This window comes from Dyadobacter sp. CY351 (assembly GCF_021502625.1).
Taxonomy (GTDB): Bacteria; Bacteroidota; Bacteroidia; order Cytophagales; family Spirosomataceae; genus Dyadobacter; species Dyadobacter chenhuakuii.
In genome coordinates this window covers 579064-603525 of record NZ_JAKFFU010000002.1, presented here as the reverse complement: position 1 = coordinate 603525, position 24462 = coordinate 579064, and the positions used below count along the sequence as shown (strand labels likewise).

The window sequence follows — 24462 nt, the reverse complement described above, 5'->3', positions numbered from 1 at the left end:
ATTCAACACTATCTTAAAACCTGAAACCTAATCTGGTGAAAAAGAAAGCTCCGTTGGTGCCCATTTGTACGGGATCCCAGCCGCCACCAGATTCTGTCAGACTAGGCAGAGACTTATCCGGATAAACATTCAGGATGTTGCTGCCACCGATCGAAAGCGAAATGTTTTTGCTGAACTTGTAATTCGCCGTTAGATCAGTCTGGACTTTCGCCTTGTAGATATCCAGTTCATAGTCCCAATTGGCCAGCTTCACCTCGCCAAATCGTATAAAACGTAGCATAAGGCTGAATTTATCAACGCCATAATCAAATGTCAGGTTGATTTTCGACGGCGGCGCCGAAGCCAGCACGAAACGCCGCTCCCTTTCATCAAAATAAGTGTCTTCTTTTCCTCGCAATTTTGGCACTGTATTAACCGGCCCCAAATCCATATCATTAAAGTTAGCCGCCAATGTTGTGCTCAGCCGCCCGATGCCCAGCGAAGTGGAATGCGCAATGATCAGGTCAATGCCTTGCGTGGTGGTGTAAGAAAGCGCGTTTGTGAAAAACTGGGCTTGTCCAACCCGCAGATTTTTCAGCAGCTCGCCGATATCCTCATCCTCATCGCTAAACTGCCCGGTAAGCACCACGCGATCCTTCACTTTTACATAGTAACCGTCAATCGTCACGGAAAGCCCCGGAGCCGGGTTCATCGTAAGTCCGATGCTGGCATTTTGGGAAGTTTCCTGCTTTAACTTTGGAATGCCCAGCGCCCTGGTCACTTCGCTGTTATTATTGGCCAGCAGCACATCCACCGCTTCACCATTGACGAAATTGGTGAATGTTGAATTGAAATATTTCTGAGCCAGTGAAGGCGCCCTGAAACCTGTGCTGACCGATCCGCGTAACGCAATGGCGTTGGTGATCTTGTAACGCAAGCCGACTTTCCCATTCAATGTAGTCCCAAAATCGCTGTAACTTTCAAACCGGGCGGCTGCATCGATCAACAATTTTTTAGTCAGATCTGCTTCTACGTCCAGGTAAGCACCTGCGTTGGAGCGGCTTCTATCCGTGACATCCGAAGGACTGTAACCCGGAAAGCCCTGCGATCCGCCTGCCAGGGAAGGATCGTAATTGTAGTACGAACCGCGCTCGCCCGCGAAAATCTTATAGCGCTCATTCCGAAATTCACCACCAAAAGCAACGTTGAGTCCTTGCAAAATGGTTTTGTAATGACGTGTAATGTTAAGGTTTGTAACGTTTTGTGCCAACTGAAATCCGCCTGCATCAAACTCCGTCCGTGACCCCTCGCCTAATGACGTGTTAATGGTGTTTTTCACATCAAACTGAAATTTATTAAACCCGTAAGTGTTGCTCAGATCAATGTTCCATGACTTCCAAACGCCCCGAACTCCCGCCGTTACAGCTCTGTCATCGATCGTGCTTGCAATGATGGGATCAAATCCGTTAGGGTAAATGGATGGCACATTGCGGTCATCATCGGCGAAACGTGTCCACGCATAAGCATCGCCTCTGCGCTTGTTGATTCCCCCGAAACTATAAAACTGGATATTCTCACCGACCGGGACTTTCGCATTGTAATAAAGCGCAGCATTATTGATCCTGGGATCGCCATATTGCCGCCTTTGAAGCTCGTCCGGATCGGAAACTGTGTTTGCGCGGTTGGTATGGTCCCGGAAATTATAATCGGCCGTCACATTCACAAAACCTTTTTGCGCAATTTTTACGCCGTAGTTGAGGTTAACATTACAATTCAGCCCATCGAAATCCTTGTTATCAAAGCGATATTTTGCCTTATAAATCCCTGCGTTCACATTGGCGGAAAGCTGGTTGACTGTCTCTTTTAAAACAATGTTGATCACGCCCGCAATGGCATCAGAGCCATATTGCGCTGCTGCGCCGTCCCTCAAAATCTCGATACGCTCAATGGCCGCAGCCGGAATGGCATTTAAATCGGTGCCCGTATTCCCGCGGCCTCTTGTTCCGAAAAGATTGACCAATGCAGACTGGTGACGCCGTTTCCCATTGATCAAAACCAATGTCTGGTCAGGTCCAAGGCCCCGCAAGGATGCAGGATCCACATGATCCGCGCCATCAGATCCCGTTTGCCTGTTGGAATTGAAAGAAGGCGCAGCGAATTGCAAAAGCTGGTTTACATCCAGCTGGCCTTGTTTGGTGGTGATCTCACGAATGTCAATCACATCCACGGGCGAAGGCGTGTCGGTGGACGACCGGTTTCCGTTCCTCGAACCCACAATGGTTACCTGATTAAGAATGGACGCGTCGGTCATTGTGAAGTCCAGATTAGCATTGGCCGAAACCGCGCGCTCAACAACATTGTAACCGACAAATGTCGCAACGAGAACAGCATTGGATTTGCCAACCGAAAGCACATAACTTCCGCTGCCGTCAGTAATGGTGCCATTATTGGTTCCTTTTTCCAGCACCGAAGCGCCAATGAGCGGCTCTCCGCGCTCATCGCGTACATTTCCCGAAACTTTAAGGCTTTGCGCCGTTGCATAAAATCCTGCAAGCGCAAGCAGACATGTAAAAATTGATTTTCTCACGAACGTTGGTGTTTGATTTTTGGTTATTCCTGCCTTCTAAATCTTCCTATTGCGTATCTTTACACTTAATAATCTTACGCTTACAGTTCTTTTTTTATGATCTCCACGCTTGTTAAATCCGCCCTCGGCCGTCTTCGCATCATTGCTTTTCTTGAAGGCATTTCTTACCTCGTTTTGCTCGGCATTGCTATGCCGTTGAAATATCTTGCCGGTCTTCCGCAGGCTGTCCGCATTGTTGGCATGGCGCACGGCGTTTTGTTCGTGCTTTTTGTCGTTTTGCTGATCCAGGTTGCTACGGAAAGAAGCTGGTCTTTTAAGAAATCACTTCTCGCTTTCATTTCTTCGCTCGTTCCTTTCGGGACGTTTTATGCGGATGCAAAGTGGTTCAGAAGCTGAGAACACCGCCTGAGCCTTTATTCAACCATTCCTACACCCTGATCAAGTGCAAAAAATTTCTATCCTAAACCTTATTTTTTTCTGTTTAATCATTTCAAAAAGCATTGCACAGAAACCCAATGAAAAATATCAATACAATATTCATTCCGCGACATCCTCGCTGAACATTGATGGTGTCGCGGATGACCTGGCATGGGAATCCGCTGAGGTTGCCAACAACTTTTTCATGATCACGCCTATGGATACCAGTTTTTCCAGGGCGCTTACGGATGTGAAAATGTGCTACGATAAGGACAACCTCTACATTCTGGTGGTTAATTATAAGCCCGTAAAAGGCTCTATTATTGTGGAATCATTGAAAAGGGATTTTTCTTTCGGGAAAAATGACAACTTTCTCCTTTTCATGGACACATTTGATGATAAGACCAATGGTTTTTCATTCGGTGCCAATGCGGCCGGCGCGCCGTGGGATGGCCAGCAGGGAGACGGTGGAACGGTCGATCTGAGCTGGGACAATAAATGGGTGAGCGCGGTAAAGAATGATGATGACAAATGGGTCTGGGAAGCCGCAATTCCTTTCAAAAGCATTCGGTACAAGCCGGGGATAACGAGATGGGGCATTAATTTCAGCCGTCAGGATCTCACTATTTCTGAAAAATCGGCCTGGGCGCCCGTTCCGCGGCAGTTTCCTTCGGCCTCACTGGCTTATACGGGCGTGCTGGCATGGGACGTTCCCCCGCCCAATCCGGGCCCGAACATTTCTATCATACCCTACGCGGCCACGCGTTTGACAAAAGATTATCAAAAAGACACGCCCAATAAATATAAGCCGGCCATCGGAGGCGATGTAAAAATCGGCCTTACCCCATCTCTGAACCTCGACTTAACTGTCAATCCGGACTTCTCTCAGGTCGACGTGGACGTGCAGCAGACCAATCTGGACCGCTTTGAATTGTTTTTCCCGGAGCGCCGTCAGTTCTTTCTTGAAAATGCTGACCTTTTCGCCAATTTCGGGTACGCTACCATTCGGCCTTTTTTCTCCCGCCGCATCGGATTAGGCGTCCCGATTCAGTTTGGTGCGCGTATGAGCGGGAAGATCAACAAGAACTGGCGCATCGGTGTGCTGGACGTGCAGACGGGTTCTTCCGACAGCCTGACGCCCAGAAATAATTACGCGGTTTTTGCATTACAAAGGCAATTATTAGCCCGGTCCAATGTCCGTTTTATATTTGTAAATAAAGATGCGACGAATTACTCGCCGGAGCAGCATCAGGCCACAAACCGCTATAACCGCAATATAGGAGCAGAATTTAACCTCGCAAGCGCTAAAAATCTCTGGACAGGAAAAGTTATGATGCTCAAATCATTCACACCCGGAAAGTCCACAGACGATTTTACTCACGCTGCTGATTTGAAATTTAACAAAGCCAATTTTTTCTGGCAGTGGCAGCACGAATATGTGGGTAAAAATTTCAATGCAGAAGTAGGTTACGTGCCGAATGCGGTCAGGATGGGTTATTACAAGATCAGTCCGAACATTGGTTATCTGTTTTTTGTCAAAAATCCAAAGATCATCAGCCACGGTCCAAAGCTGATCAGCAATGTATTTTGGGACAAAAAATTTGACCTCAGCGATCGTGAATTTATTCTTTCCTACAACCTGAATTTCATCAACCGCGCCACAGTTGCCGTTTGGGGATCGAGTAATTATGTCAGGTTATTAAGGCCATTTGACCCTACCAACCTCGGTGTGGGAACATTGGCAACCGGCAGCGAGCACAATTGGAAAGCCGCCGGTTTTGACATTGTTTCAGGCCCGCAGAATCGCCTTACTTACACTGCTTCGGGGATTTTCGGCGGTTATTATCAGAATGGTCATCGTAACAATTTACGGGCCGAGCTGGGTTATCGTGTGCAGCCTTACGTAGCGATCACCATGGCTGGAAACTATAACGATATCCGCCTTCCTGAGCCTTGGAAAAGAACGCAATTATGGCTCGTAGGCCCGCGGGTGGACTTTACATTTACCAATAACCTGTTCTTCACCACATTCATGCAGTACAACAATCAGGCAGATAACATCAACCTGAATGCGCGTCTGCAATGGCGCTATAAGCCTGCCTCCGATTTATTTATCGTGTATACGGACAACTATCTGCCCGAAAACTTCCGGGTCAAGAACCGGGCAGTTGTGTTGAAATTTACGTATTGGTGGAATTTGTAAATCAATAAAATACTTCAATGTTCTTGCTTTTCAGCTGGCCGAGCTGCCTGCTGTACTTGGTCTCCGCATCGTCTTTTACAAATGGGTTGCCGCGCAGGTAAAGTTTTTCAAGTTTCTTTATTTCCAACAGCTGCTCCGGGAAATCGGGGAAGTTGTTGGAAGAAAGATCCAGCTCCTGCAATTTTACAAAAGCGGTTAGTTCCGGGGGAAAATTGGTAAACCAGTTAAAACCCAGATCCAGAATTTTCAGATTTTGCATTTTGGTAATGCTTGCCGGGAGTTTGCTAAGCCGATTATGGTGCGCATATAATGTATGAATGCGGCTCAGTTTGTCGATCCGTTCGGGCAATGCTTTTATCTGGTTATAGGAAACGGCCAGATGTGTCAGGTTTTTAAGCTTAGTAATGCTTTTCGGCAGCATTTCCAGCTGGTTATAATACAGATCCAAGACTTCCAGATTCTTCATTTTCTTAATCCCCTTGGGTAAAACGGCGATGTCGGATTTGTAAAAATTCAGGTCTTGCACCGATTTCAGTTTTCGAAAACTGCCGTTGGACAATGCTGACATTTGGTTACCGCCAAGCCATAGCGTCCTTAATTTCTTGCATTTACGAATGGAGGTAGGAATGTTGGTAAATTTATTTTCTTTCAGATTCAGCAGATATAATGTATTGTTACCAGTGATTTGAAAGCTTTTTTCGGTGAGCTTATTTTGCTGTAAATGAAGTTGAGCCAGCTTAGGCAGGCGCGCCATGTCGATATAAACCGCCTGCAACTCGTTGTTTCCCAGATATAACTCTTCGAGGTTCGGAAACCGGTAAATGACATCGGGTAATGTCTTCAATTCCAGCTGGTTCAGATAAAGCCGCTTGGTTTTTAATGTATCCTGAAAAACGAGCGCCGTTTTCAGGTCAACGACCGAGCTGTCGCCACGCCGAACCTCGCGCACTACGGGCTGCTTCCCTACCGTTCGGACCGATACGACCGAAAACTTTTTCCCTGTTTTCGAAACTTTCCATCCATCAAAACCAGTCAGAAAAGCATATTTGGCGTGTTTATCGAGGGAGTCTTTGTCATATCCATCACCGGTCCGCAGGTCAAAGATCAAATAGTCCAGGCTTCCGGATTCATTGACATAAATCTGCGTGAATACGGTGATACCCGGATTGGGATTCTCAGGAAATGCGGACGCGATGATCAGACTTGTTTTCTTCATCACCTCAGTCATCATAGACTGCTCTTCACTTCCGTACTCATTAGCGATTTTAATAGGGTCGATGCCCTCTTTTTCGAGATTTTTTGAAGAGACCACCTTCATTTGTGCGCACGCACATTGCACGCACAAGCAGATTAATGCAGAGAATATAGCTTTCATGACATAAAGGTTTTTATGGAAGTGCTAACATAACTAAAAGTTTAGTCATATTATTATAGTTACTTACATATTTGTCGCGAAAGGGAAGTGAAGGAGTGAATGAATGAATTTTGAATGAGTGAATTTTGAATGAGTGAATGAGTGAATGAGTGAATGACTGAATATTTTTTTGTCACTCATTCACTCATTCACTAATTCACTCATTCAAAATTACTTACTTCTTTCTATGGTGTATTGAACAAGCTGTTCAAGGGAATGGCGGTGGGGGGACTCGGCAAATTCGTATAAAAGCGCCCTTGCTTCCTCGACGTAACGCTGCATGACCTGCTGTGCGTAACCAAGGCCACCGGAGTCTTTTACGAAGGCAATTACCTCGCTCACTTTTTTAGGTTTGTGACTTTCGTTCCGGATGATATTGATGATCCTCCGTTTTTCAAGCCAGCTTGCCTTATTGAGCGCATAAATGAGCGGCAGCGTCATTTTTTTCTCCTTAATGTCAATTCCAAGTGGTTTGCCGATCTCGTCTTCGCCGTAATCGAAGAGGTCGTCTTTGATCTGGAATGCCATGCCTACTTTTTCGCCAAACGCATGCATGCGCTTCACAATGTCAGCCGTAGCACCCACAGAACTGGCGCCTACCGCGCAGCAGGACGCGATAAGAGAGGCTGTTTTTTGCTTAATGATCTGATAATAAACCTCTTCGTTAATGTCCAGCCTGCGTGCTTTTTCAATTTGAAGCAACTCCCCTTCACTCAACTCACGAACGGCAGTAGAAACGATTTTCAGGATATCAAATTCCCCATGATCCACAGACAAGAGCAGTCCGCGTGAGAGCAGATAATCACCTACAAGGACGGCTATCTTGTTTTTCCACAATGCATTAACAGAAAAAAAACCGCGACGGTAATTGGAGTCATCCACCACATCGTCGTGCACGAGCGTAGCCGTATGGAGCAATTCGATCAATGCGGCGCCCCGATAAGTGGACTCGGCTATCTGGCCGCAAACACCAGCTGAAAGAAACACAAACATCGGCCGGAGCTGCTTGCCTTTGCGGCGGACAATGTAATTCATAATCTGGTCCAGCAGCATTACGTCACTTTTCATAAACTGACGAAACTTGTGCTCAAAAGCCTTCATTTCATCTGCAACCGGGACCTGGATTTCCTTTATTGAAAGGGTCATATTTATGGACGAGGGCTTCAAAAATCCCTCCTGATATAAAAGGCGTCGGAAAAACCGGAATTCGTTTTCATCGTTTTTCCGCTTCTGAACTCTGATCTTCAAATTTGGAATAAAATCTTCTGTTTATATCAATTTTAGTATGAAAATGTTTAGAATTGAAAAAATTAGGATTGCGATCCGTCGTTCTACCATTCAATCACTGCGCCGGCACCCCGGTTCAAACAACATTACATGAAAGCATTAGTGCTGGGAGGAGGATCAATGAAAGGCGCCTTTCAGGTTGGCGTTATACAAGCTGTGCTGGAAAATGGGTTTGAGCCCGAAATGGTTTACGGCATTTCCGTGGGCGCGCTGAATGCAACATTTCTTGCCAATGAAGCGGGAAAGCAAATGCACGAAAAGAATGCAGTGCAATGGCCGGTCGTCAGCAGGAAACTGCTTGAATTCTGGATCAAAAACATTACGCAGCCACAGGACATTTCAATGCTCCGCTCGCGGGTAATGCTTGGTATGGCAACGCTTATGAGCCGTTTTGACGGGATCGTGGATCCTATGCCCCTGCATTCCATGATCCGGAAGCATGTGAACGATCAATATCTTCATAACAGCCCTGTTAAGCTGAAAGTAGGCGCCGTGAACATCGGCAGCGGAGAAATAAAGTATGCTTCGCCCGATAACCCGCAATTTATGAGCTATGTATATGCAAGCTCATCCATTCCTATGCTGATGCCCGCAGTCGAGATCGAGCAGCAGCTTTACCTGGATGGCGGTTTGCGGGAAGTGGCCCCTATCCGGCAAGCGATTGAAGATGGTGCTACGGAAATAGTGCTTATTGCCTGCCATTCGCCGCTTTTGTACCAGCCGGAAGACATGAATTCACGCAACCTGATCACATTGATTGAGCGCGTCAGGGACATTACGGTCAATCAGATCGTCAACAGCAACATTGTCTGGGCCGAGTCATTTGTAGACCGCTCCAATCTGCGCGGAAAGCCGATGAAACTAACGGTAATCCGTCCCGCTGCACCGCTTTTTCTTGATTTACAACATTTCACTTCCGAAGACATTTCCCGATTGATTGTCGAAGGTTACCGGGCTGGGATTGAGGCCGTTATTGAAGGGGTGGAGAATAAAACGGAAGTCAAAACAAATTCATAACATCAAGCGGCTAAAAGCAGGATTGGCAAAATAATAACCGTTACAAGACGAATCTTGCAGCGGTTATTATTCACTTAATTACTTTTAAATCTTCCCTTTTATCGACGATTCATTCGAATGCACGATTGCTTATTCTCTATCTTTTTTCAGCCTCTCAACCTCGGCCTTCAAATCCTTAATCGATTCAATTAAATGCGGGATCAACCCCATGTAGTTTACTGATTTAAACCCTTCCGTATCCGTTGTCACCAACTCCGGAAAGCTAGTCTCCACTTCCTGCGCAATTAAGCCAGTTTGCAGGCTTTGATCCTTTTGACCGTCTTTCCAATAGTATTGGTAACCCTTTAACGTATTAATTTTTCCGAGGCTTGAAGTCAAGGGATTGAAATCGCGCTTTAAGCGACGATCTGAATTTTGGCTTAATGTGCCAGTTAAAGTGGCATTGCCATTGCTATTTACAAAATACTTCCAGCCACCACCTACAAAAAATCCGATTTCATTGTCATTTACCATTCCTACAAAACCAGCGGCTGCATTAGCTGAATTATTAAAAAATACTCCGGCCGTTTCACCATTGTGTTGAATTCTCGCTCGTCCTGCCACGTCGAGAAAGTATTTCGGATCCTTTGCACTCTGGCCTATACCCATGAAGCCGTTTCTTAGGACCGTGAGGGCGTTGCTTCTTTGGATAGAGATTCCATTGCCAATTTGGAAAATTCGATCTAATGGCAACTGTGCACTTACAGGATTATCTGAGACATCATTATAAATTCCCGCTGCTATTGAACCTTCTACTTTCGACACAGTCCCTACTCCCATTGCAATCGCAGCATACCCTGATGCATTTGTTGAATTCCCCAGTGAGGCCGAAGCCATCCCCGAAGCAGAAGTGTTTTCGCCAAAAGCAATGGAGGAGTTTCCAGTAGCTTGATTCGAGAGACCAAAAGCCATACTCTCGGATCCAAGGGCAAGATTACTACTTCCAAAGGCCGTAGAATTGTTCCCTATTGCATTTTCCTCCCAGGTAACACCATTGGAGGAGCCCGCTCTAAATGCTCCTTTTGCGGGATACCAAATAAGTCTCTGACCTTCACCTACATGAGGTAACAAATATTTTTGTATGTCAGGATCATTGGGGTCATTTATATCTATGTCAGATCCAATTTCAAATTTCTGAACGACTGGATAGCTTCTCTGCCAGCGACTTGCTTCGTTAGCATGCTGTGCATAAGGCACGCTTAAAAGCTGCGTCGTTCCTAAATCAATTAAACTATTTCCACCATCCGGGTCCATTTCTATTTGAATAAAATGAGCGCTTATTTTCCAATCGATGGTCGAGAAATTGCCACTTTGCACATTACCACCACCCACGGCGATATTAAAAATGCCTTGTGGAGACGTCATCGCATTGTGTAATTCCTGGTAGACCGATGGCCCGGCCGAGCTTTCCGAGTGGATTGTTATTCGGAGATTAATGGATTTATTGGCAAGTATCTTGCCCTCACCGTTTCTGGCGACACCCTGAAAACTAAATAGATTTGGGACTTGCGCAAAAGATGGAATTGCGGATAGGCAAAATAAGCAGATAAGCGCACTTCGCAAGGTCTTAACGAGATACCTGGTTGCATTTTTTGCTGCCTCATGTTTCAGAAGAAAGGAGATTTTGCTCTTCATGTTTATATTTGTTTTTGACTCTCTAGCTTGACCGCACGTTGTTGTGCGCAGCGCGAATATTGGTCAAAAACCAGCCGGTTTTAAATTCGTTGAGTAATCGGCAAAGGACGTTTACCCAACGGCAAAACTTAGCGGGATATTAACACAAGATGTCTGTCCCGGCTCGGAACAGACATCTTGTGTTATTCAAGGGAGTGGCGAAGCTGGTCCCTAGTTAAAAATATAACGGATACCGATTTGTGCCTGCCAAACGTCATTGATCGTGCGACCTTTAACGAAAGCATCACGAACCAAAACTGTCTCGCCACCAATTACTTGTGTCCCCATTCTGTATGAAGGAACGCCGTCCGCAGAAACACTTGCGAAGTTAAGCGGGGTCGACTGTGTTGAGTTGGAAGAGACCGTTACCTGGTTGCCTACGCCCCATTTGTTGTTGATCATGTTTCCAATGTTGAAAACGTCGGCACGCAAACGGATAATGTTCTTTTTATCTTTTGCACCCACTTTTACATAGAAATCCTGTTCAACGGTCAGGTCAAAGCGGGTTAACCATGGATATGCACCACCGTTACGCTCTGTATATTGTCCTTTTCTTTTTGACAAATAAGGATGGCTGTCGATATAGTTCTGGAAAGCCTCTTTTTGCTGTTCTGGTGAGAACGTGTAGGTCTTTCCATTTACAGTTGTAGTAGAAGTCACGAAATTAACGTCGGAAGCACTTTTCGGCACATATAGCAAGTCATTGTTCTGACCATCACCATTCATATCCGTCGAGCTGATGTAAGAAAGCTTCGTTCCGCTGTTGGAAACACCGCCTAATGTGATCATTGTTGCCCCGCCGATTTTGCCACCATATTCTTTTCTGTAAGATACGTAACCTACAAAACGGTGACGCAGGTCGTTACCAGACCACGCAAGATCCAGATTGTTCAAACCATTGATCCCCGGCACGTTGCCTTCCACTGTGCTGGAAACAGAAGCGATGTCTTTTGCCTGTCCGTAAGTATAGCCCACCATTCCACCAAAGCCGCGGGTTGCCGCTTTTTCCAGTTTTCCTGTGATCGAGTAAGAGTATCCTTTGTTGGTGTTTGTCAGGACGTAAACGTTTGAAACATCTCTGTTGATAAGACGCGCCGCAGTCGCAGCTTGTCCGGACAGTCCTGATGCAGGAAAACGGTCACGTGAGTCTGTGCCAGCAAACTGAGCAGTTGCAGGTTTAAGGTTCACGTCAATATAGCGGAGTGCATTGTAGTTTTTGTTGAAAATACCTTCTACCGTTGCTATAACGCCCCAGCCAAGCTGCTGATCAATACCAATGTTGCTTTTCCAAACCTGTGGGAATTTAAGATTTTCATCCGAAGCATTCACCTGGTAACCAGTCAATTTTGAAGCTGAATCCGGGTTGTATCTCGACGGGTCCAATGTGAACGGAAAGTTCACTGTGTTACTTCCCTGGATTGTTGCAGAGTTCACGCCATTGTTACCCAACTGGTTGGATATCAATACGTAAGGAATTCTTGACAAGAATAAACCTGTTCCCCCACGCACCTGTGTCATTCTGTTTCCTTTCACGTCCCAGTTGAAACCAAGGCGAGGCGAAAGATAAATGCGCGCTTTCGGAACATTACCTGTGTTCACCTTATAGTCTGCACCTTCATTGTCTTTGAATGTCAATGCGGCTACATCAGCATTGTAATATTGTTTCGAAGTGTTCGGGATGGTGATATAATCTCCGCGAAGACCTGCTGTAACTTTAAAATTTGGCGCAACCTGATATTCGTCCTGAACATACAAACTAAATGTCTGTGTCTTGAATTCCTGCCAAGGTGCAGAACCGTCCGGAAGCAATGAGTAGCGATAATTGAAACGAACCAATGTGTCCGGCGCAACTGTCAGGTTTGGATTAGCCAAATATGCATTGGCTGCATTTTTAAAATCCTGGATCGATTTGAACACGTAAACCCCGTTCGAAGTCGGGAAGAACAGGTTGTTCGATTTGAAATATTCGAAAGAAGCACCCGCTGTTAATGTGTGTTTTCCGGCGAAGTAAGTCAGGTTATCCGTAATGTTCAATGTGGAGTAATCCAGACGGTTGTTCGGTGTAAAAGGATCGGAACCGATTGTCGTGTAAGTTGATCCGTCTTTCTGGATTTCTACGGTTGGGAAAATTGGTGCTTTGTATTTCCTGTCTTCGATCTGCTTATTGAATGTTCCGATCAGGTTGTTGGCAAATTTTCCTCCGAAATTGGAGTTCAGTTCCGCTACGAAAGAGCGCGTGTTATCCTGGATAATGTAGCCCGTATTCTGAGGAGAAATTGCTGACAATGAGTTGGTACGGTTACCAAATCCTGCTGTGTTACTGCTGTTGCTCTGGCTGATCAACACGTCCGAATCCGAATCGTGGTGCGAGTAACGCAATGTCAGTTTATGTGCGTCGCTGATGTTATAATCAATGCGCGCAAGAAATTTATTACTCTTGTTCTCATTGTTGAAACCATCGATAGCACCGATATCATACTTGAATTTATCCTTCATAAATGCGCCAAGATCTTCAAGATCAGCAGCAGTTGTGCGGGAAACATTGTCTCCTGACTGTCCGCGGTTAAGCACAAAATCCAATGCCGGGCTCGAACGTTTTACAAATTCACCGTTAACGAAGAAGAAAAGTTTGTTTTTAATGATCGGCCCGCCCAAACGGAATCCGGTTGTTTTCTCACTGAATTCCGTAACGTTGATCTTGTTACCGTCCGCTTTGTCCCCCGCCAGGTTTTTGTTTTTGAAAAAATGAAAAACCGAACCTGAGAATTCATTTGTTCCTGAGCGCGTTACCGCGTTAATACCCGCTCCCGCAAAACCCGATTGACGAATGTCATAAGGAGCAATGTTGATCTGAACCTCTTCAATTGCATCCAGGGATATCGCAGAAGAACCTGTCCGGCCACCCGCTGCCGCCTCGCTACCCAATCCGAAACCGTTGTTGAAAACAGAACCGTCGATGGTAAAGTTGTTGTAGCGGCTGTCCTGGCCTCCAAATGAGCGGCCATTGCCATATGCATTGTATTTGGTAATGTCGTTCAGTGTCCTTCCCAATGTGGGCAGGCTGGTTAGCAAGCCCTTGTTGAATGTTGTTGCTGCTCCCGTGCGGTCCGAGCTGAAAATATCGCTTCCGGCACCGGTCACAACCACTTCACTAAGTTCAGTAGAACCGTCTTGCAAATCGAAATTAACATTAGCCGCTGTTCCCAGGTTGGCAAAAATGTTTTCTTGTGATTTGTCGCTGAACCCTACAAATGAAACTGTTACAGTGTAAGGGCCACCGACACGAACAGCCGGAATCGTGTAAAGTCCCTGCTCGTTGGTCACGGAACCATACTTACTTCCTGAGGGAACGTGAATCGCTACGACAGTTGCTCCCGGAAGCACATCTCCCTTGCTGTCTGCCACACGACCTGTAATTGCTGATGAAGTAACCTGCGCCCGGGCTTCGGGACTCAGCAGGGACATTAAGAAGACAACCAGCGCAAAGCTCGCTGCCCTGAAAAGTAAACTTTTCACGTTCATAAAATTAGTTGATTTGGTTTTTAATATTAGTAGCTTCATCAAAGGCGATGAGTAATATTTACCGTAAAATAAATTCTTTTTTATTTCAATAACAAAATTGCAAATCCTACTAAAATACAATACTAATCGGCGTAACTGCTTGATTTGTTGGAATAATACATAATTCTGTACCAATTATTCAATATTACAAAGATTAAGAAATTGTTAACAAACCAGCGGATCCGCCCCATTGCTTTTTAAAGCAATTATTGATCTGCTAACCAGTTTTTTCGGTTGAAAAATAATTTTTTGGAACACCCGCAAAAAGATCCTGGAAAATCAATGTTGAATTAAAACCGGCCTGGTTTTGTCCTTCTTATAAATAGCCCGACTTTTACATTTCGACTATTAAAACCATTTTCAATACATAATGCAACTCAACTATAAACAGATCGGTGAAAGCGGAAGAGCTGTGATTATTCTCCACGGCGTTTTCGGTTTTCTCGACAACTGGCTTACAATTGGCAAGACCATTTCTGAACACGGCTTCCAGGTATATCTCGTCGACCAGCGCAACCACGGACGTTCCCCGCACGAGGGACATCTGGATTTTCCGACCTTGGCAGCAGATTTGAAGGGTTTTCTGGAAGAGCACCAAATCATTGATCCTGTTCTGATCGGCCATTCCATGGGCGGCAAAACCGTTATGGAATACGCTGTGACTTACCCGGAAACCCTTACACAGCTCGTCATTGTGGACATAGGACCCAAAGCCTACCCTATCCATCATAAAAGAATATTGGAAGGACTTAATGCAATTCCTATCGACGAAATCGAAAGCAGGAACCAGGCGGATGAGATATTAAGCGAATACGAGCCGATTTTAGCGGTGCGTCAGTTTTTGCTTAAAAATCTATACAGGAAAGACGAAGGTGGTTTCGGATGGCGGTTTAACTTGCCAATCCTCACATCCGATATGAGCAAGGTAGGATCAGAGATTGTTTCTAAACAAAAAATTGAAGCTCCCACCCTTTTTATCAAGGGTGAAAACTCCAAATACATTGTTGATGAAGACTGGGAAGGGATACTAAAAATATTTCCGAATGCCCGGCTCGAAAGCATTGCCGACGCGGGACATTGGGTGCAGGCGGAGCAACCGAAAGCATTTGTTGACGCGCTGCTGAAATTTCTGGAAGAAACTACCTGACATATTTAAGCCGCTGATTATTGCACGGCGTAACGATCATTTCAGGACCGGATAGCTCTATATCCCAACTGGGACAATTAACACAATTGACGAGTACGCATAACGGATTCGGCGGAAGCGCGACCTGCGGCTTAACAGGCATTACCTGATCATTGATAATGAGCATTCCCGGGGCGCAGCAACGCGGTTTCCCGTCCGTGTCCAGCATCACACCGTCGGAACGGAAGATCAGCGTGTCTGCTTTGGCGAGGTCGATGGGTTCCCAGACCTTATTTCTGCCGTCGATGGCGTTTTTCTCAACTGCGGTGAGATACCATTTGCCCTGAACAGATAAAAGCTCCGGGGCGTTCATTGCCTCCATTGTGTCTTTTTTACAGGATAACAACAGGGCGATACAGAAGGGTATGTATAGTAACTGTTTCATTGTCTTTTAACTTTGTTATTTCACATATGAAACAAATCAGGTGAATAAGGTTGGAAGAAAATTTAAATTTCACATTAACTTATGAATCAACTCCCTACTAAGCTTTATCTTATCCCGACCATCCTTGCAGATGATACACAGCAGAAAGTGCTAAGCCCTCAGATTCTTAGCACGATCCAAAATCTGAATGTATTTTTTGTAGAGAATGTGCGGACGGCCAGGCGCTTTATCAGCGGCCTCCGGTTAGGTAAGGTCATTGACGAACTAACATTTATCGAGCTGCATAAGGATACGCCTGAGCACATTACGCGGGAGCATTTGCGGGCACTTACCCAGGATGCGGGCGTGCTGTCGGAAGCGGGTTGCCCGGGCGTGGCCGACCCCGGCGCCGTGGCGGTGGGCCTGGCTCATATACTGGGCATTCAGGTGGTGCCATTGGTTGGTCCTTCCTCCATTTTGCTGGCGCTGATGGCTTCTGGGTTGAGCGGCCAGTCTTTTGCATTTCACGGCTATCTGCCCATTGATAAGTCCGACAGGAAAAAAGCTTTGCAGCAGTTGGAACGCGACTCTAGACAAACCGGCCAGACGCAGATTTTCATGGAAACACCATTTCGTAACAACACATTTTTAGAGGCGATCCTCGAATCCTGCGCACCGGATACCATGCTTTGTATTGCTGCTAATGTGACGGCTGAGGATGAGTTTATTAAGACGATGTCTGTCAAAAACTGGAAGTCGGCCAAGCCTGATCTGCACAAGAAACCTTCGATTTTCTTGATTGGATAATGCTAAAATGTTATACAATCTTTCCAACCATCTGTGCGGGGAACTGATCTTAATGGTAATTAAAGTCAATAACTCAACTACAAACTTTACTCCACCATGAAAAAATGGATCCTGTTTTTGGTCTTTCCGCTGGCAGCTTTCATGTCATCGTGCAAGGACGACGATTCGCTTAATGCCGTATTTATCTCTGATTCCGCTTTTGAAACCGGCACGGATGGCTGGGCAGCTGAGTTTGCTGAATACGACACAACCACCGATTCTTCAACACTTCGCATGTTAGCGGTCCGCTCACGGCTGCCAACCGGCCTGGATACGAGCAAATACGCCTATTTCGTTGAGGCGTCAAATCGCAGTGATGATATGTTTATGTATCTCAAAAAGAGACTGACCGGCTTTAATGCGAACCAGACTTACAACATCACATTTGAAGTGACCATTGCAACAAATTACCCCGAAGACGGCCTAGGCGCCGGCGGCGCTCCCGGCGGTTCCATGTTTCTGAAAGCCGGCGCGTCCGGTGTTCAGCCAGGCCGGAGACTGGTAAGTGGAACATACGAATTCAATCTTGACAAGGGAGCCCAGTCGGAGGAAGGCGTTGATGCGGTTATCCTTGGAAACGCAACCAACGAAAGCACTCAGAGCGCATTCAGGCTCACTAAAAAGTCCAACACGAAACCATTTGCCGTGAAGGCGAACGAGAATGGTGAGATTTGGCTCTTTGTGGGCGTTGATTCCGGTTATGAAGGTCTCAACACCGTTTATTACGACCGGGTCAAAGCATTTATATCTGCGCAATAACGGTTCCCGGCAACTTATGATTTAGAGCGCTGCTGCATTTTTAATGTAGCGGCGCTTTTTGTTTTTGGCACATTCAGGGCATCTTTCAGGTCTGTTTGCAAAGTGTTTTGTAACTTCGTCCGAAACTATTGCAGCTCTTATCCATATAAAATGACGACCGTTCAGACTTTCACATTCAACCCATTTCAGGAAAATACATACGTGCTTTATGACGAAACGGGCGAGGCGGTCATCATTGATCCGGGCTGTGTGGAGAAAGATGAATACGAAGAATTATATGGTTTTATTGAAAAAAATGGCCTGAAACCGGTCGCGATCATCAACACGCATGCACACATTGACCATGTCCTGGGCGTTGCAGCTGTAAAACGGAAATATAACATTCCCTTCGCGTTGCACCAGATCGATGAACCTTACCTGCGAGCCGTTAAAACTTACGCTTCCAATTATGGCTTTTACCAGTTTGACGAGCCCGAAATTGACCGTTATCTGACCGAAGGAGAAATTGTGAAATTCGGTACAACTGAGCTGGAAGTCATTTTTGTCCCCGGCCATGCTCCCGGACACGTTGCATTTGTAAGCCATGCCGATCATTTCGTAATTGGCGGTGACGTACTGTTTTACATGAGCATCGGGCGTTCGGATCTGCCGGGAGGAAACCATGAGATTTTAATCAACAGCATTCGCACCAAAATGTTTACATTGCCTGATGACTATAAGGTTTACGCAGGCCATATGCAGGCAACGACCATTGGTTTCGAGAAGAAGAACAACCCTTTTTTCAAATAACCCATGATCCGCCGCAACATTCCCAACGCCCTCACCTGTGCAAACCTGCTATGCGGGTGCATAGGCGTCGCAGAAGCGTTTCATAATAATCTGGTTATTTCCTGCATTTTAATAGGCATAGCACTTATTTTCGATTTTTTTGACGGCTTTTTGGCGAGGCTATTGAAAGTGAGTTCTGCCATCGGAAAAGATCTTGACTCGCTGGCCGACATGGTAACATTCGGATTGCTGCCTGCCATTATCGTTTATCAGCTCCTGATGCAAAGCATTCCGGACCTGCTCGGCATATGGAAAGCCTATCCTGCGTTTATCATTGCCATATTCTCAGCGCTAAGGCTGGCGAAGTTTAACAATGATCCCCGCCAGAGCGATTCCTTCATTGGCCTGCCCACACCGGCCAACGCAATGCTGATCGCATCGCTTCCGGTTATCCTGTTGACCGAAGATCCGTTCTGGAAAGACATTATTGTCAACACCACCAATCTCCTCATCTTATCCGTTGTAATGTCGTTCATGCTGGTCATGGAAATGCCATTGATCGCATTGAAATTCAAGCATTTCGGCTGGAAGGGGAATGAATTCCGGTTTTTGCTTATCGCATCGACGGTAATCCTGATCCTGACGCTTAAAATCCTTGCAGTGCCCGCCATTATCATTCTTTACATCCTGCTTTCGGTGGTGGATAATGTCACGAAAAAGGATAGATCAATTGGTAACATTTAGTTTTTATTGCAACTTTGTCACGGGTGTTTTCAAGTAATTCTTCGCAACAAAAGTATGGCTTTCTCTAAAATAACCGGTCTTGGCTATTACGTGCCTGATAACATTGTCACCAATAATGACCTGACCAAATGGATGGAGACTTCGGATGAATGGATCCAGGAAAGGACCGGAATCCGCGAACGGCGCTACTTTGAGCATGGAAAGGACACCAATTACAGCATGGCCGCCGCAGCGTCCCGGCAGGCACTGGAACACGCGGGTTTAGAGCCCAACGACATCGACGTTATAGTTTACGCCACCATTACACCCGATTATTTCTTTCCCGGCTCCGCCTTTTTAATGCAGCGCGAGCTAGGCATGGACGGGAAGCCGGTGATCGATATCCGTCAGCAATGTTCCGGGTTTGTATATGCGCTTTCCATTGCTGATCAGTTCATCCGCTCCGGCATGTATAAGACAGCACTGGTGATTGGCAGCGAGATCCAGTCTTCCTGGATTGACAAGACCACGGCCGGCAGAAACACCGCCGTAATCTTCGGAGACGGCGCTGGGGCAGCGGTTCTTACCGCCACTGAAGATCCCCAACATTGTATATTATCTACACACCTTCACGCAGACGGGCGTTTTGCAGAAGATTTATATGTGAAAGAACCAGGCAGCAGCCGCCCTGGCCGGGCTGCCACAAAAGAAATGCTCGACGAGGGCGGTTTCAATGTTCATATGAATGGAAATGCGGTTTTCAAGCACGCAATCGTCCGTTTCGGAGAGGTGATCAATGAGGCCCTGGAAGCGAATGGATTCCAGCAAAGCGATCTTGATTTACTGGTTCCGCACCAGGCCAATATCCGCATCAGCGACTATGTCCGCCAGCAATTAGGGCTGTCTGAAACACAGGTGGTTAATAATATTCAACGTTTCGGTAACACCACGGCTGCCTCCATCCCCATCGCCATGGCGGAAGCCTGGGAGCAGGGCCGGTTACAAGATGGAAACCTGATTTGTCTGGCTGCTTTCGGAAGCGGGTTTACGTGGGCTTCTGCGCTGATCAGGTGGTAAATAGACTAATATTGGCCAACTGAAAGCATTACTAGCGTGCATCCCTCTATTGGTATGATATTTTTATCTTTAAGGATGCTTTTAAATTCAGGATTCTCTGTACCGGGATTGAAGATGACGCGTTTAGGGTTTAAAGAAAGGATATAATCGTAATATTCGGGCTGATGGGTTGGATTAATGTATAACGTCACCGTATCTACATCCTTCCAATCTTGTTTGTCCAAATGAATTTCTTCACCTAATGCAGTTCCCTTTCTCCGGCCAAGGAGCAAAATCGGATGTCCGTAGGTTCTGAGTTTTTGTGCAGCCAGATAAGCGTATCTGGTGGGATTTGAGGTTGCTCCGAGGATAAGCGTGCGCTTCATACTTTTAGATTTAGTGAACAAATGGAATCATATTCCTTGCTCATTAACATCGAAAAGATGCAAAATCGTTTCCAAGACAACAGATCGTGTGAGTGAGTACTAAAATCAGCTTTAAAAACTATTATATATTGTATCAAAATGAATGAGTCAAATGTAGGTCGGAGTTTCTGGAACGAAAAGTGGGCAAAAATTATCTTCGACGAAATCGAGAACGCTCCTCATTACGAAGTATCAAATTACGGCAGATTAAAGAGCTTTCAGAATAATCCAAAAGAAGGCGCAGTGATAAAAGGCTCTGTAATACAAGGTTACAGGTCATTAAATATACGGGTAACAGGCGGAAAAACGATCAACAGATACGTGCACAAGCTCGTAGCGGAGCATTTTGTTGACAAACCAAGCGATGAGCACATCTTCGTGATCCACTCGGATTTTGAAAAACAAAACAACCATTTCGAGAACCTGAAATGGGTTACAAAAGCTGAAATGATCGACCACAACCGGGAAAACCCTGCTTTTATCAATCGTGTTATTCCAAGAAGGACTAAAAATTATAAACTGACGGAAAGCAAGGTAAGGATCATTAAGAAGCTGTTAAAGAACGACAATAACCGCTTAAAAATGATTGCAAAGCAGTTTGGCATCACGCATACGCAGCTTAACAGGATTCGTTCGGGAGAAAACTGGAAACATGTAACCATTGAAGATTAAAGCAAATACTTAATTACACTTTTTCCTCGGTAGAAACCGTATAACCAGTGCCGTTCGCTCCTTCCTCGAAATCGACAGATAAACCGATTACGTACATAAGGTGTCGCCTGTCTACAAAGATCTTGATATCGTCCACCATATAAGTCTGGTCATGCTCGGTTGCGGTGTCAAAACCCAGCAGAAATGAACCGCTGCATGCGCCGCCTTTGAGTCCGACCCTTAATCCGTAAGTATCTGGAATTTTATTGGCGGCTAATGTTGTCCTTATTTCCGTTTTGGCCTTCTCTGTAAGCTGAACAGGGCTTTCCATTTGAAATCTGATGCAATGTTGTGTTAAGTATCTCCATGAACACGAAAGGCTGTTAATCCATTCGCTATTTCAAATAATTCTCTGCTTAATGCAGTTATTCCTTTAATTTTGCGGTTTATTGATTAAAATCAGCATTCTAAAAACGATGGAATATTATTCACTGCTTGTTATTGTCGTGCTTGGCCTCGCCATAATCTTCGGCATTTATGCAACCATTACAACCGTAGCATCCAAGTTGTCGGATAAGCAAAGATGGGAAATCCGCGGCAAACATACCGACATTACACTTCCGTTAAGGTTGCAGGCTTACGAACGCATGTGCCTCTTTCTAGAACGCATAGCACCTAATAATTTGTTGATAAGACTGGTGCCCTCGGCAATGAGCGCCCTGGAATTGCAACAGATCCTGCTGCACGAGATCCGCGAAGAATACAATCATAATGTTGCGCAGCAAATGTATATCAGCAGCAATGCATGGGAACAGGTCACGAACGCTATGAACGAAATGGTTGCAGTTATCAACCAGGCTTCTACGGAAGTGGCTGCGGACTCTCCTCCTGCGGATCTTGCAAAAAAAATATTTTCGCACGTGATCGAGAGAGAAGTGCAGCCTTCGGCGCATGCATTAAAGGTCTTGAAAGAAGAAATCAGGACTTTATTTTAAAAAGCAACCGGCTGTCGGGTCATGGCTGTCGGATTGCGTTATGTTTTACAATATTTCAGGCCGAAAGCGGATTGCCGCAGGCCGATAGCCATAAAAAATGCTTTATCCCAATACATTAGAACAAAAATTAGGCTTCGACAAGCTGCGGGAGCGGCTCAAAGAAGCTTGTATAAGCCCGCTCGGGCAGAGTTACGTTGAGAAAATCAAGTTTTCGGAAAATTTCGGGCTTGTCGAAAAACTGGTAAGCCAAACAGCTGAAATGCAGAAGATTATGCAGATCGGTGAAAATTTCCCTTCTCAAAATTACATTGACGCCACTTCCTTTCTGAAACGCGCGGCCATTGAGGGAATGCTGCTCACGCAGGCCGAATTTTCTGACATTAAAGTTTCGCTGCTCACTATCAGACTTTGCCTTCGCTTTTTTGCAAATGAAGAGCCGGAAGCTTACCCGATCCTGGGTGAGTATGCTAAAACAATCCGCGTCGACAAGGCCATTACGGACGCCATTGACCGCATTATTGATGATCGGGGGCAGATCCGCGATTCGGCTTCATCGGAATTATCGCGCATCAGAAAAAGGCTTATATCCGAACAGGCTGGCATTCGCAAAAAGCTGGATACGATCCTGAAATCGGCACGGAGCAATGGCTGGGTTGGCGACGATGTTTCGCTGACCATAAGAAATGGCCGGATGGTTATTCCCGTTGCCGCCGAACACAAGCGTAAGCTGCGGGGATTCGTGCACGACGAGTCGGCCACCGGGCAAACCGTATTCATAGAACCAACGGATGTTTTTGAATCCAATAACGAGATCCGTGAACTGGAATACGAGGAACGCCGCGAGATTAACCGGATTCTACTGGAACTTACGGCACAGCTCCGGCCTTACGTCCCGGATCTGCAAAAGGCCTATGGCTTTTTGGGCTTGATGGATTTCCTGAGGGCCAAGGCAAAGCTCGCTGCTGAAATGAGTGCGATTAACCCGCCTTTTTTCAATAAGCAGTTTATCGACTGGCGTGATGCAAGGCACCCGTTATTACATCTTTCTTTCCAAAAACAAGGCAAGAAAGTGGTTCCGCTTAATATTGAATTGCAGGAAAAGCAACGCATACTCATTGTTTCCGGGCCAAATGCAGGTGGAAAATCGGTGTCGTTGAAAACAGTGGGTTTGATTCAATATATGTTCCAATGCGGCTTGCTGGTGCCGGTTGCAGAAGGTTCTACAATGGGTTTTTTCCAAAACATTTTCATTGATATCGGTGATGAGCAATCACTTGAAAATGACCTGAGTACATACAGTTCGCATCTTACAAACATGCGCCATTTCCTGGCCATGGCCAACAGGCGCACGCTTTTCCTGATCGATGAATTCGGAACCGGAACGGAGCCGGGACTTGGCGGAGCAATAGCGGAAGCAATCCTGGAAAACCTGACCAAATCAGGTGCATATGGAGTAATCAATACGCATTACACCAACCTGAAAGTGCTTGCGGACAAAACCGAAGGCCTTGTGAATGGTGCCATGCGTTTTGACGGTGAGCATTTGGAGCCGCTTTATCAACTCGAAATAGGAAGACCGGGCAGTTCTTTTGCATTTGAAATTGCTTCTAAAATAGGGCTGCCGAATGCTGTGGTTGACCGGGCGAAGGAAAAGCTGGGAACGCAGCAGGTGAATTTTGAAAAATTGTTGAAAGAGCTCGACATTGAAAGACGGGTTTTTGCCGAAAAGAACATTGAAGTAGGCATTAAGGAGCGCAAGCTGGCCAAACAACTTGCTGACTACACGGCACTGAAAGAAAAGCTGGATAACAATGAGAAAAAGATCGTTAACGAGGCAAAGCAAAAAGCTAAAACGCTCATTTCCGACGCTAACCAGCTGATTGAAAACACGATCCGGGAGATTAAAGAAAATAAAGCCGAAAAGGAAAAAACAAAAACAGTAAGGGTTGAGCTTGAAAAATTTGGCAAGAAAAACCTTGAACTGGAACAAGTGACCGAACTGGCACCGGCAGAGGACATTTTTGAACCCGAAAGCGGCGACATTATCCCTGGCAGTTATGTCCGGATTGTGGGCCAAACGGCTATTGGTGAGGTCATTGGATTAAGAGGAAAAGACGCCGAAGTGCGGATCGGTGACCTGAAATCTACCATTAAGCTGAATCGATTGGAAAAGGTTTCCAACAAAACTTACAAAGCCGCAACAGGCGAAAAGAAGTTAAAAACCAGTGCTAAGGGCGTTGATTTGAATGAGCGTATGCTCAATTTCAGTTTCAATCTGGATATGCGCGGCAAACGCGGGGAAGAAGCATTGGGGCTTGTGGACCAATTCATGGACAACGCCATCATGCTCGGCTACGACGAATTGCGCATTGTGCACGGTAAAGGTGACGGAATACTCAGGACGTTGGTAAGGAACCATTTGAGGGGTTACTCGCAAGTTTCCGGCATGCAGGACGAGCATCCGGACCGCGGCGGGGCTGGTGTTACCATTGTGAAATTGAAATAGCGTTT

At 45.9% G+C, this 24462-nt stretch carries 20 protein-coding genes; 12 read left to right on the top strand and 8 right to left on the bottom strand.

The window, feature by feature from the left end:
- Positions 1-13: 13 nt before the first annotated feature.
- Positions 14-2566, bottom strand: coding sequence for a TonB-dependent receptor (locus L0660_RS04575; protein ID WP_235158351.1), 2553 nt, complete (start codon positions 2564-2566; stop codon positions 14-16).
- A 96-nt stretch (positions 2567-2662) separates the two neighbouring features.
- On the opposite strand from L0660_RS04575, the gene L0660_RS04570 reads away from it, so the two are divergent.
- The gene (locus L0660_RS04570; RefSeq protein ID WP_026630923.1) at positions 2663-2962 is read left to right on the top strand and encodes a DUF3817 domain-containing protein; all 300 of its coding nucleotides are present in this window, start codon (positions 2663-2665) and stop codon (positions 2960-2962) included.
- Positions 2963-3008: 46 nt separating this feature from the next.
- Positions 3009-5186, top strand: coding sequence for a DUF5916 domain-containing protein (locus tag L0660_RS04565; RefSeq protein WP_233795769.1), 2178 nt, complete (start codon positions 3009-3011; stop codon positions 5184-5186).
- A gap of 1 nt (position 5187) precedes the next feature.
- Here L0660_RS04565 and L0660_RS04560 read toward each other — a convergent pair whose 3' ends face one another.
- Positions 5188-6561 carry a leucine-rich repeat domain-containing protein gene (locus tag L0660_RS04560; protein WP_235158350.1) on the bottom strand — a complete coding sequence of 458 codons (1374 nt, stop codon included), beginning with the start codon at positions 6559-6561 and terminating at the stop codon, positions 5188-5190.
- A gap of 210 nt (positions 6562-6771) precedes the next feature.
- The gene (locus L0660_RS04555; protein ID WP_026630920.1) at positions 6772-7746 is read right to left on the bottom strand and encodes a polyprenyl synthetase family protein; all 975 of its coding nucleotides are present in this window, start codon (positions 7744-7746) and stop codon (positions 6772-6774) included.
- A 231-nt stretch (positions 7747-7977) separates the two neighbouring features.
- Here L0660_RS04555 and L0660_RS04550 point away from each other — a divergent pair, with 231 nt between their 5' ends.
- Positions 7978-8904, top strand: a complete 927-nt coding sequence (locus L0660_RS04550) for a patatin-like phospholipase family protein (protein ID WP_235158349.1) — start codon at positions 7978-7980, stop codon at positions 8902-8904.
- Positions 8905-9033: 129 nt separating this feature from the next.
- Here L0660_RS04550 and L0660_RS04545 read toward each other — a convergent pair whose 3' ends face one another.
- Together L0660_RS04545 and L0660_RS04540 are read right to left on the bottom strand one after the other, a co-directional pair.
- On the bottom strand, positions 9034-10578 hold the full coding sequence (locus tag L0660_RS04545) for a tail fiber domain-containing protein (RefSeq protein ID WP_235158348.1): 1545 nt from the start codon (positions 10576-10578) through the stop codon (positions 9034-9036).
- A gap of 210 nt (positions 10579-10788) precedes the next feature.
- Positions 10789-14139: a carboxypeptidase regulatory-like domain-containing protein gene (locus tag L0660_RS04540; RefSeq protein ID WP_235158347.1), complete on the bottom strand. Its 3351-nt coding sequence runs from the start codon at positions 14137-14139 to the stop codon at positions 10789-10791.
- Between the two features lie 409 nt (positions 14140-14548).
- Between L0660_RS04540 and L0660_RS04535 the strand changes: the two genes are divergently transcribed.
- The gene (locus L0660_RS04535; RefSeq protein WP_235158346.1) at positions 14549-15325 is read left to right on the top strand and encodes an alpha/beta fold hydrolase; all 777 of its coding nucleotides are present in this window, start codon (positions 14549-14551) and stop codon (positions 15323-15325) included.
- On the opposite strand, the gene L0660_RS04530 is transcribed toward L0660_RS04535, so the two are convergent.
- Entirely contained in the window at positions 15318-15749 is a 432-nt protein-coding gene (locus tag L0660_RS04530; RefSeq protein WP_235158345.1) for a hypothetical protein, read from the bottom strand. The two genes, L0660_RS04535 and L0660_RS04530, sit on opposite strands and share 8 nt — an antisense overlap.
- Positions 15750-15830: 81 nt before the next feature.
- Here L0660_RS04530 and L0660_RS04525 point away from each other — a divergent pair, with 81 nt between their 5' ends.
- From L0660_RS04525 to L0660_RS04505, 5 genes are all read left to right on the top strand, one after another.
- Complete coding sequence (locus tag L0660_RS04525; protein WP_233795763.1) at positions 15831-16535, top strand: SAM-dependent methyltransferase; 705 nt, start codon at positions 15831-15833, stop codon at positions 16533-16535.
- Between the two features lie 96 nt (positions 16536-16631).
- A complete protein-coding gene (locus L0660_RS04520; protein WP_235158344.1) occupies positions 16632-17333 on the top strand; it encodes a hypothetical protein in 702 nt (233 codons plus the stop codon).
- Between the two features lie 150 nt (positions 17334-17483).
- On the top strand, positions 17484-18122 hold the full coding sequence (locus tag L0660_RS04515; RefSeq protein WP_235158343.1) for an MBL fold metallo-hydrolase: 639 nt from the start codon (positions 17484-17486) through the stop codon (positions 18120-18122).
- A 3-nt stretch (positions 18123-18125) separates the two neighbouring features.
- The gene (gene pssA / locus L0660_RS04510; protein WP_235158342.1) at positions 18126-18845 is read left to right on the top strand and encodes a CDP-diacylglycerol--serine O-phosphatidyltransferase; all 720 of its coding nucleotides are present in this window, start codon (positions 18126-18128) and stop codon (positions 18843-18845) included.
- Positions 18846-18899: 54 nt separating this feature from the next.
- Positions 18900-19901 (top strand): 3-oxoacyl-ACP synthase III family protein, encoded by a 1002-nt coding sequence (locus tag L0660_RS04505; protein WP_235158341.1) that lies wholly within the window; start codon positions 18900-18902, stop codon positions 19899-19901.
- A gap of 5 nt (positions 19902-19906) precedes the next feature.
- On the opposite strand, the gene L0660_RS04500 is transcribed toward L0660_RS04505, so the two are convergent.
- A complete protein-coding gene (locus tag L0660_RS04500; RefSeq protein ID WP_235158340.1) occupies positions 19907-20266 on the bottom strand; it encodes a CoA-binding protein in 360 nt (119 codons plus the stop codon).
- 138 nt (positions 20267-20404) lie between these two features.
- Between L0660_RS04500 and L0660_RS04495 the strand changes: the two genes are divergently transcribed.
- A complete protein-coding gene (locus L0660_RS04495) occupies positions 20405-20977 on the top strand; it encodes an NUMOD4 domain-containing protein (RefSeq protein WP_026630910.1) in 573 nt (190 codons plus the stop codon).
- A gap of 13 nt (positions 20978-20990) precedes the next feature.
- Here the strand turns inward: L0660_RS04495 and L0660_RS04490 are convergent, their stop codons facing one another.
- Entirely contained in the window at positions 20991-21287 is a 297-nt protein-coding gene (locus tag L0660_RS04490; protein ID WP_235158339.1) for an iron-sulfur cluster assembly accessory protein, read from the bottom strand.
- Positions 21288-21432: 145 nt separating this feature from the next.
- On the opposite strand from L0660_RS04490, the gene L0660_RS04485 reads away from it, so the two are divergent.
- Both L0660_RS04485 and L0660_RS04480 read left to right on the top strand, forming a co-directional pair.
- Positions 21433-21951, top strand: coding sequence for a hypothetical protein (locus L0660_RS04485; protein WP_233795756.1), 519 nt, complete (start codon positions 21433-21435; stop codon positions 21949-21951).
- A gap of 97 nt (positions 21952-22048) precedes the next feature.
- Positions 22049-24457 carry an endonuclease MutS2 gene (locus L0660_RS04480; protein WP_235158338.1) on the top strand — a complete coding sequence of 803 codons (2409 nt, stop codon included), beginning with the start codon at positions 22049-22051 and terminating at the stop codon, positions 24455-24457.
- Positions 24458-24462: the final 5 nt, after the last annotated feature.

Coding starts and splice junctions, on each gene's coding strand:
- L0660_RS04570 (WP_026630923.1), top strand. CDS start 2,663: ATGATCTCCACGCTTGTTAAATCCGCCCTCGGCCGTCTTCGCATCATT.
- L0660_RS04560 (WP_235158350.1), bottom strand. CDS start 6,561: ATGAAAGCTATATTCTCTGCATTAATCTGCTTGTGCGTGCAATGTGCG.
- L0660_RS04555 (WP_026630920.1), bottom strand. CDS start 7,746: ATGACCCTTTCAATAAAGGAAATCCAGGTCCCGGTTGCAGATGAAATG.
- L0660_RS04550 (WP_235158349.1), top strand. CDS start 7,978: ATGAAAGCATTAGTGCTGGGAGGAGGATCAATGAAAGGCGCCTTTCAG.
- L0660_RS04545 (WP_235158348.1), bottom strand. CDS start 10,578: ATGAAGAGCAAAATCTCCTTTCTTCTGAAACATGAGGCAGCAAAAAAT.
- L0660_RS04540 (WP_235158347.1), bottom strand. CDS start 14,139: ATGAACGTGAAAAGTTTACTTTTCAGGGCAGCGAGCTTTGCGCTGGTT.
- L0660_RS04535 (WP_235158346.1), top strand. CDS start 14,549: ATGCAACTCAACTATAAACAGATCGGTGAAAGCGGAAGAGCTGTGATT.
- L0660_RS04530 (WP_235158345.1), bottom strand. CDS start 15,749: ATGAAACAGTTACTATACATACCCTTCTGTATCGCCCTGTTGTTATCC.
- L0660_RS04525 (WP_233795763.1), top strand. CDS start 15,831: ATGAATCAACTCCCTACTAAGCTTTATCTTATCCCGACCATCCTTGCA.
- L0660_RS04520 (WP_235158344.1), top strand. CDS start 16,632: ATGAAAAAATGGATCCTGTTTTTGGTCTTTCCGCTGGCAGCTTTCATG.
- L0660_RS04515 (WP_235158343.1), top strand. CDS start 17,484: ATGACGACCGTTCAGACTTTCACATTCAACCCATTTCAGGAAAATACA.
- pssA (WP_235158342.1), top strand. CDS start 18,126: ATGATCCGCCGCAACATTCCCAACGCCCTCACCTGTGCAAACCTGCTA.
- L0660_RS04505 (WP_235158341.1), top strand. CDS start 18,900: ATGGCTTTCTCTAAAATAACCGGTCTTGGCTATTACGTGCCTGATAAC.
- L0660_RS04500 (WP_235158340.1), bottom strand. CDS start 20,266: ATGAAGCGCACGCTTATCCTCGGAGCAACCTCAAATCCCACCAGATAC.
- L0660_RS04495 (WP_026630910.1), top strand. CDS start 20,405: ATGAATGAGTCAAATGTAGGTCGGAGTTTCTGGAACGAAAAGTGGGCA.
- L0660_RS04490 (WP_235158339.1), bottom strand. CDS start 21,287: ATGGAAAGCCCTGTTCAGCTTACAGAGAAGGCCAAAACGGAAATAAGG.
- L0660_RS04485 (WP_233795756.1), top strand. CDS start 21,433: ATGGAATATTATTCACTGCTTGTTATTGTCGTGCTTGGCCTCGCCATA.
- L0660_RS04480 (WP_235158338.1), top strand. CDS start 22,049: ATGCTTTATCCCAATACATTAGAACAAAAATTAGGCTTCGACAAGCTG.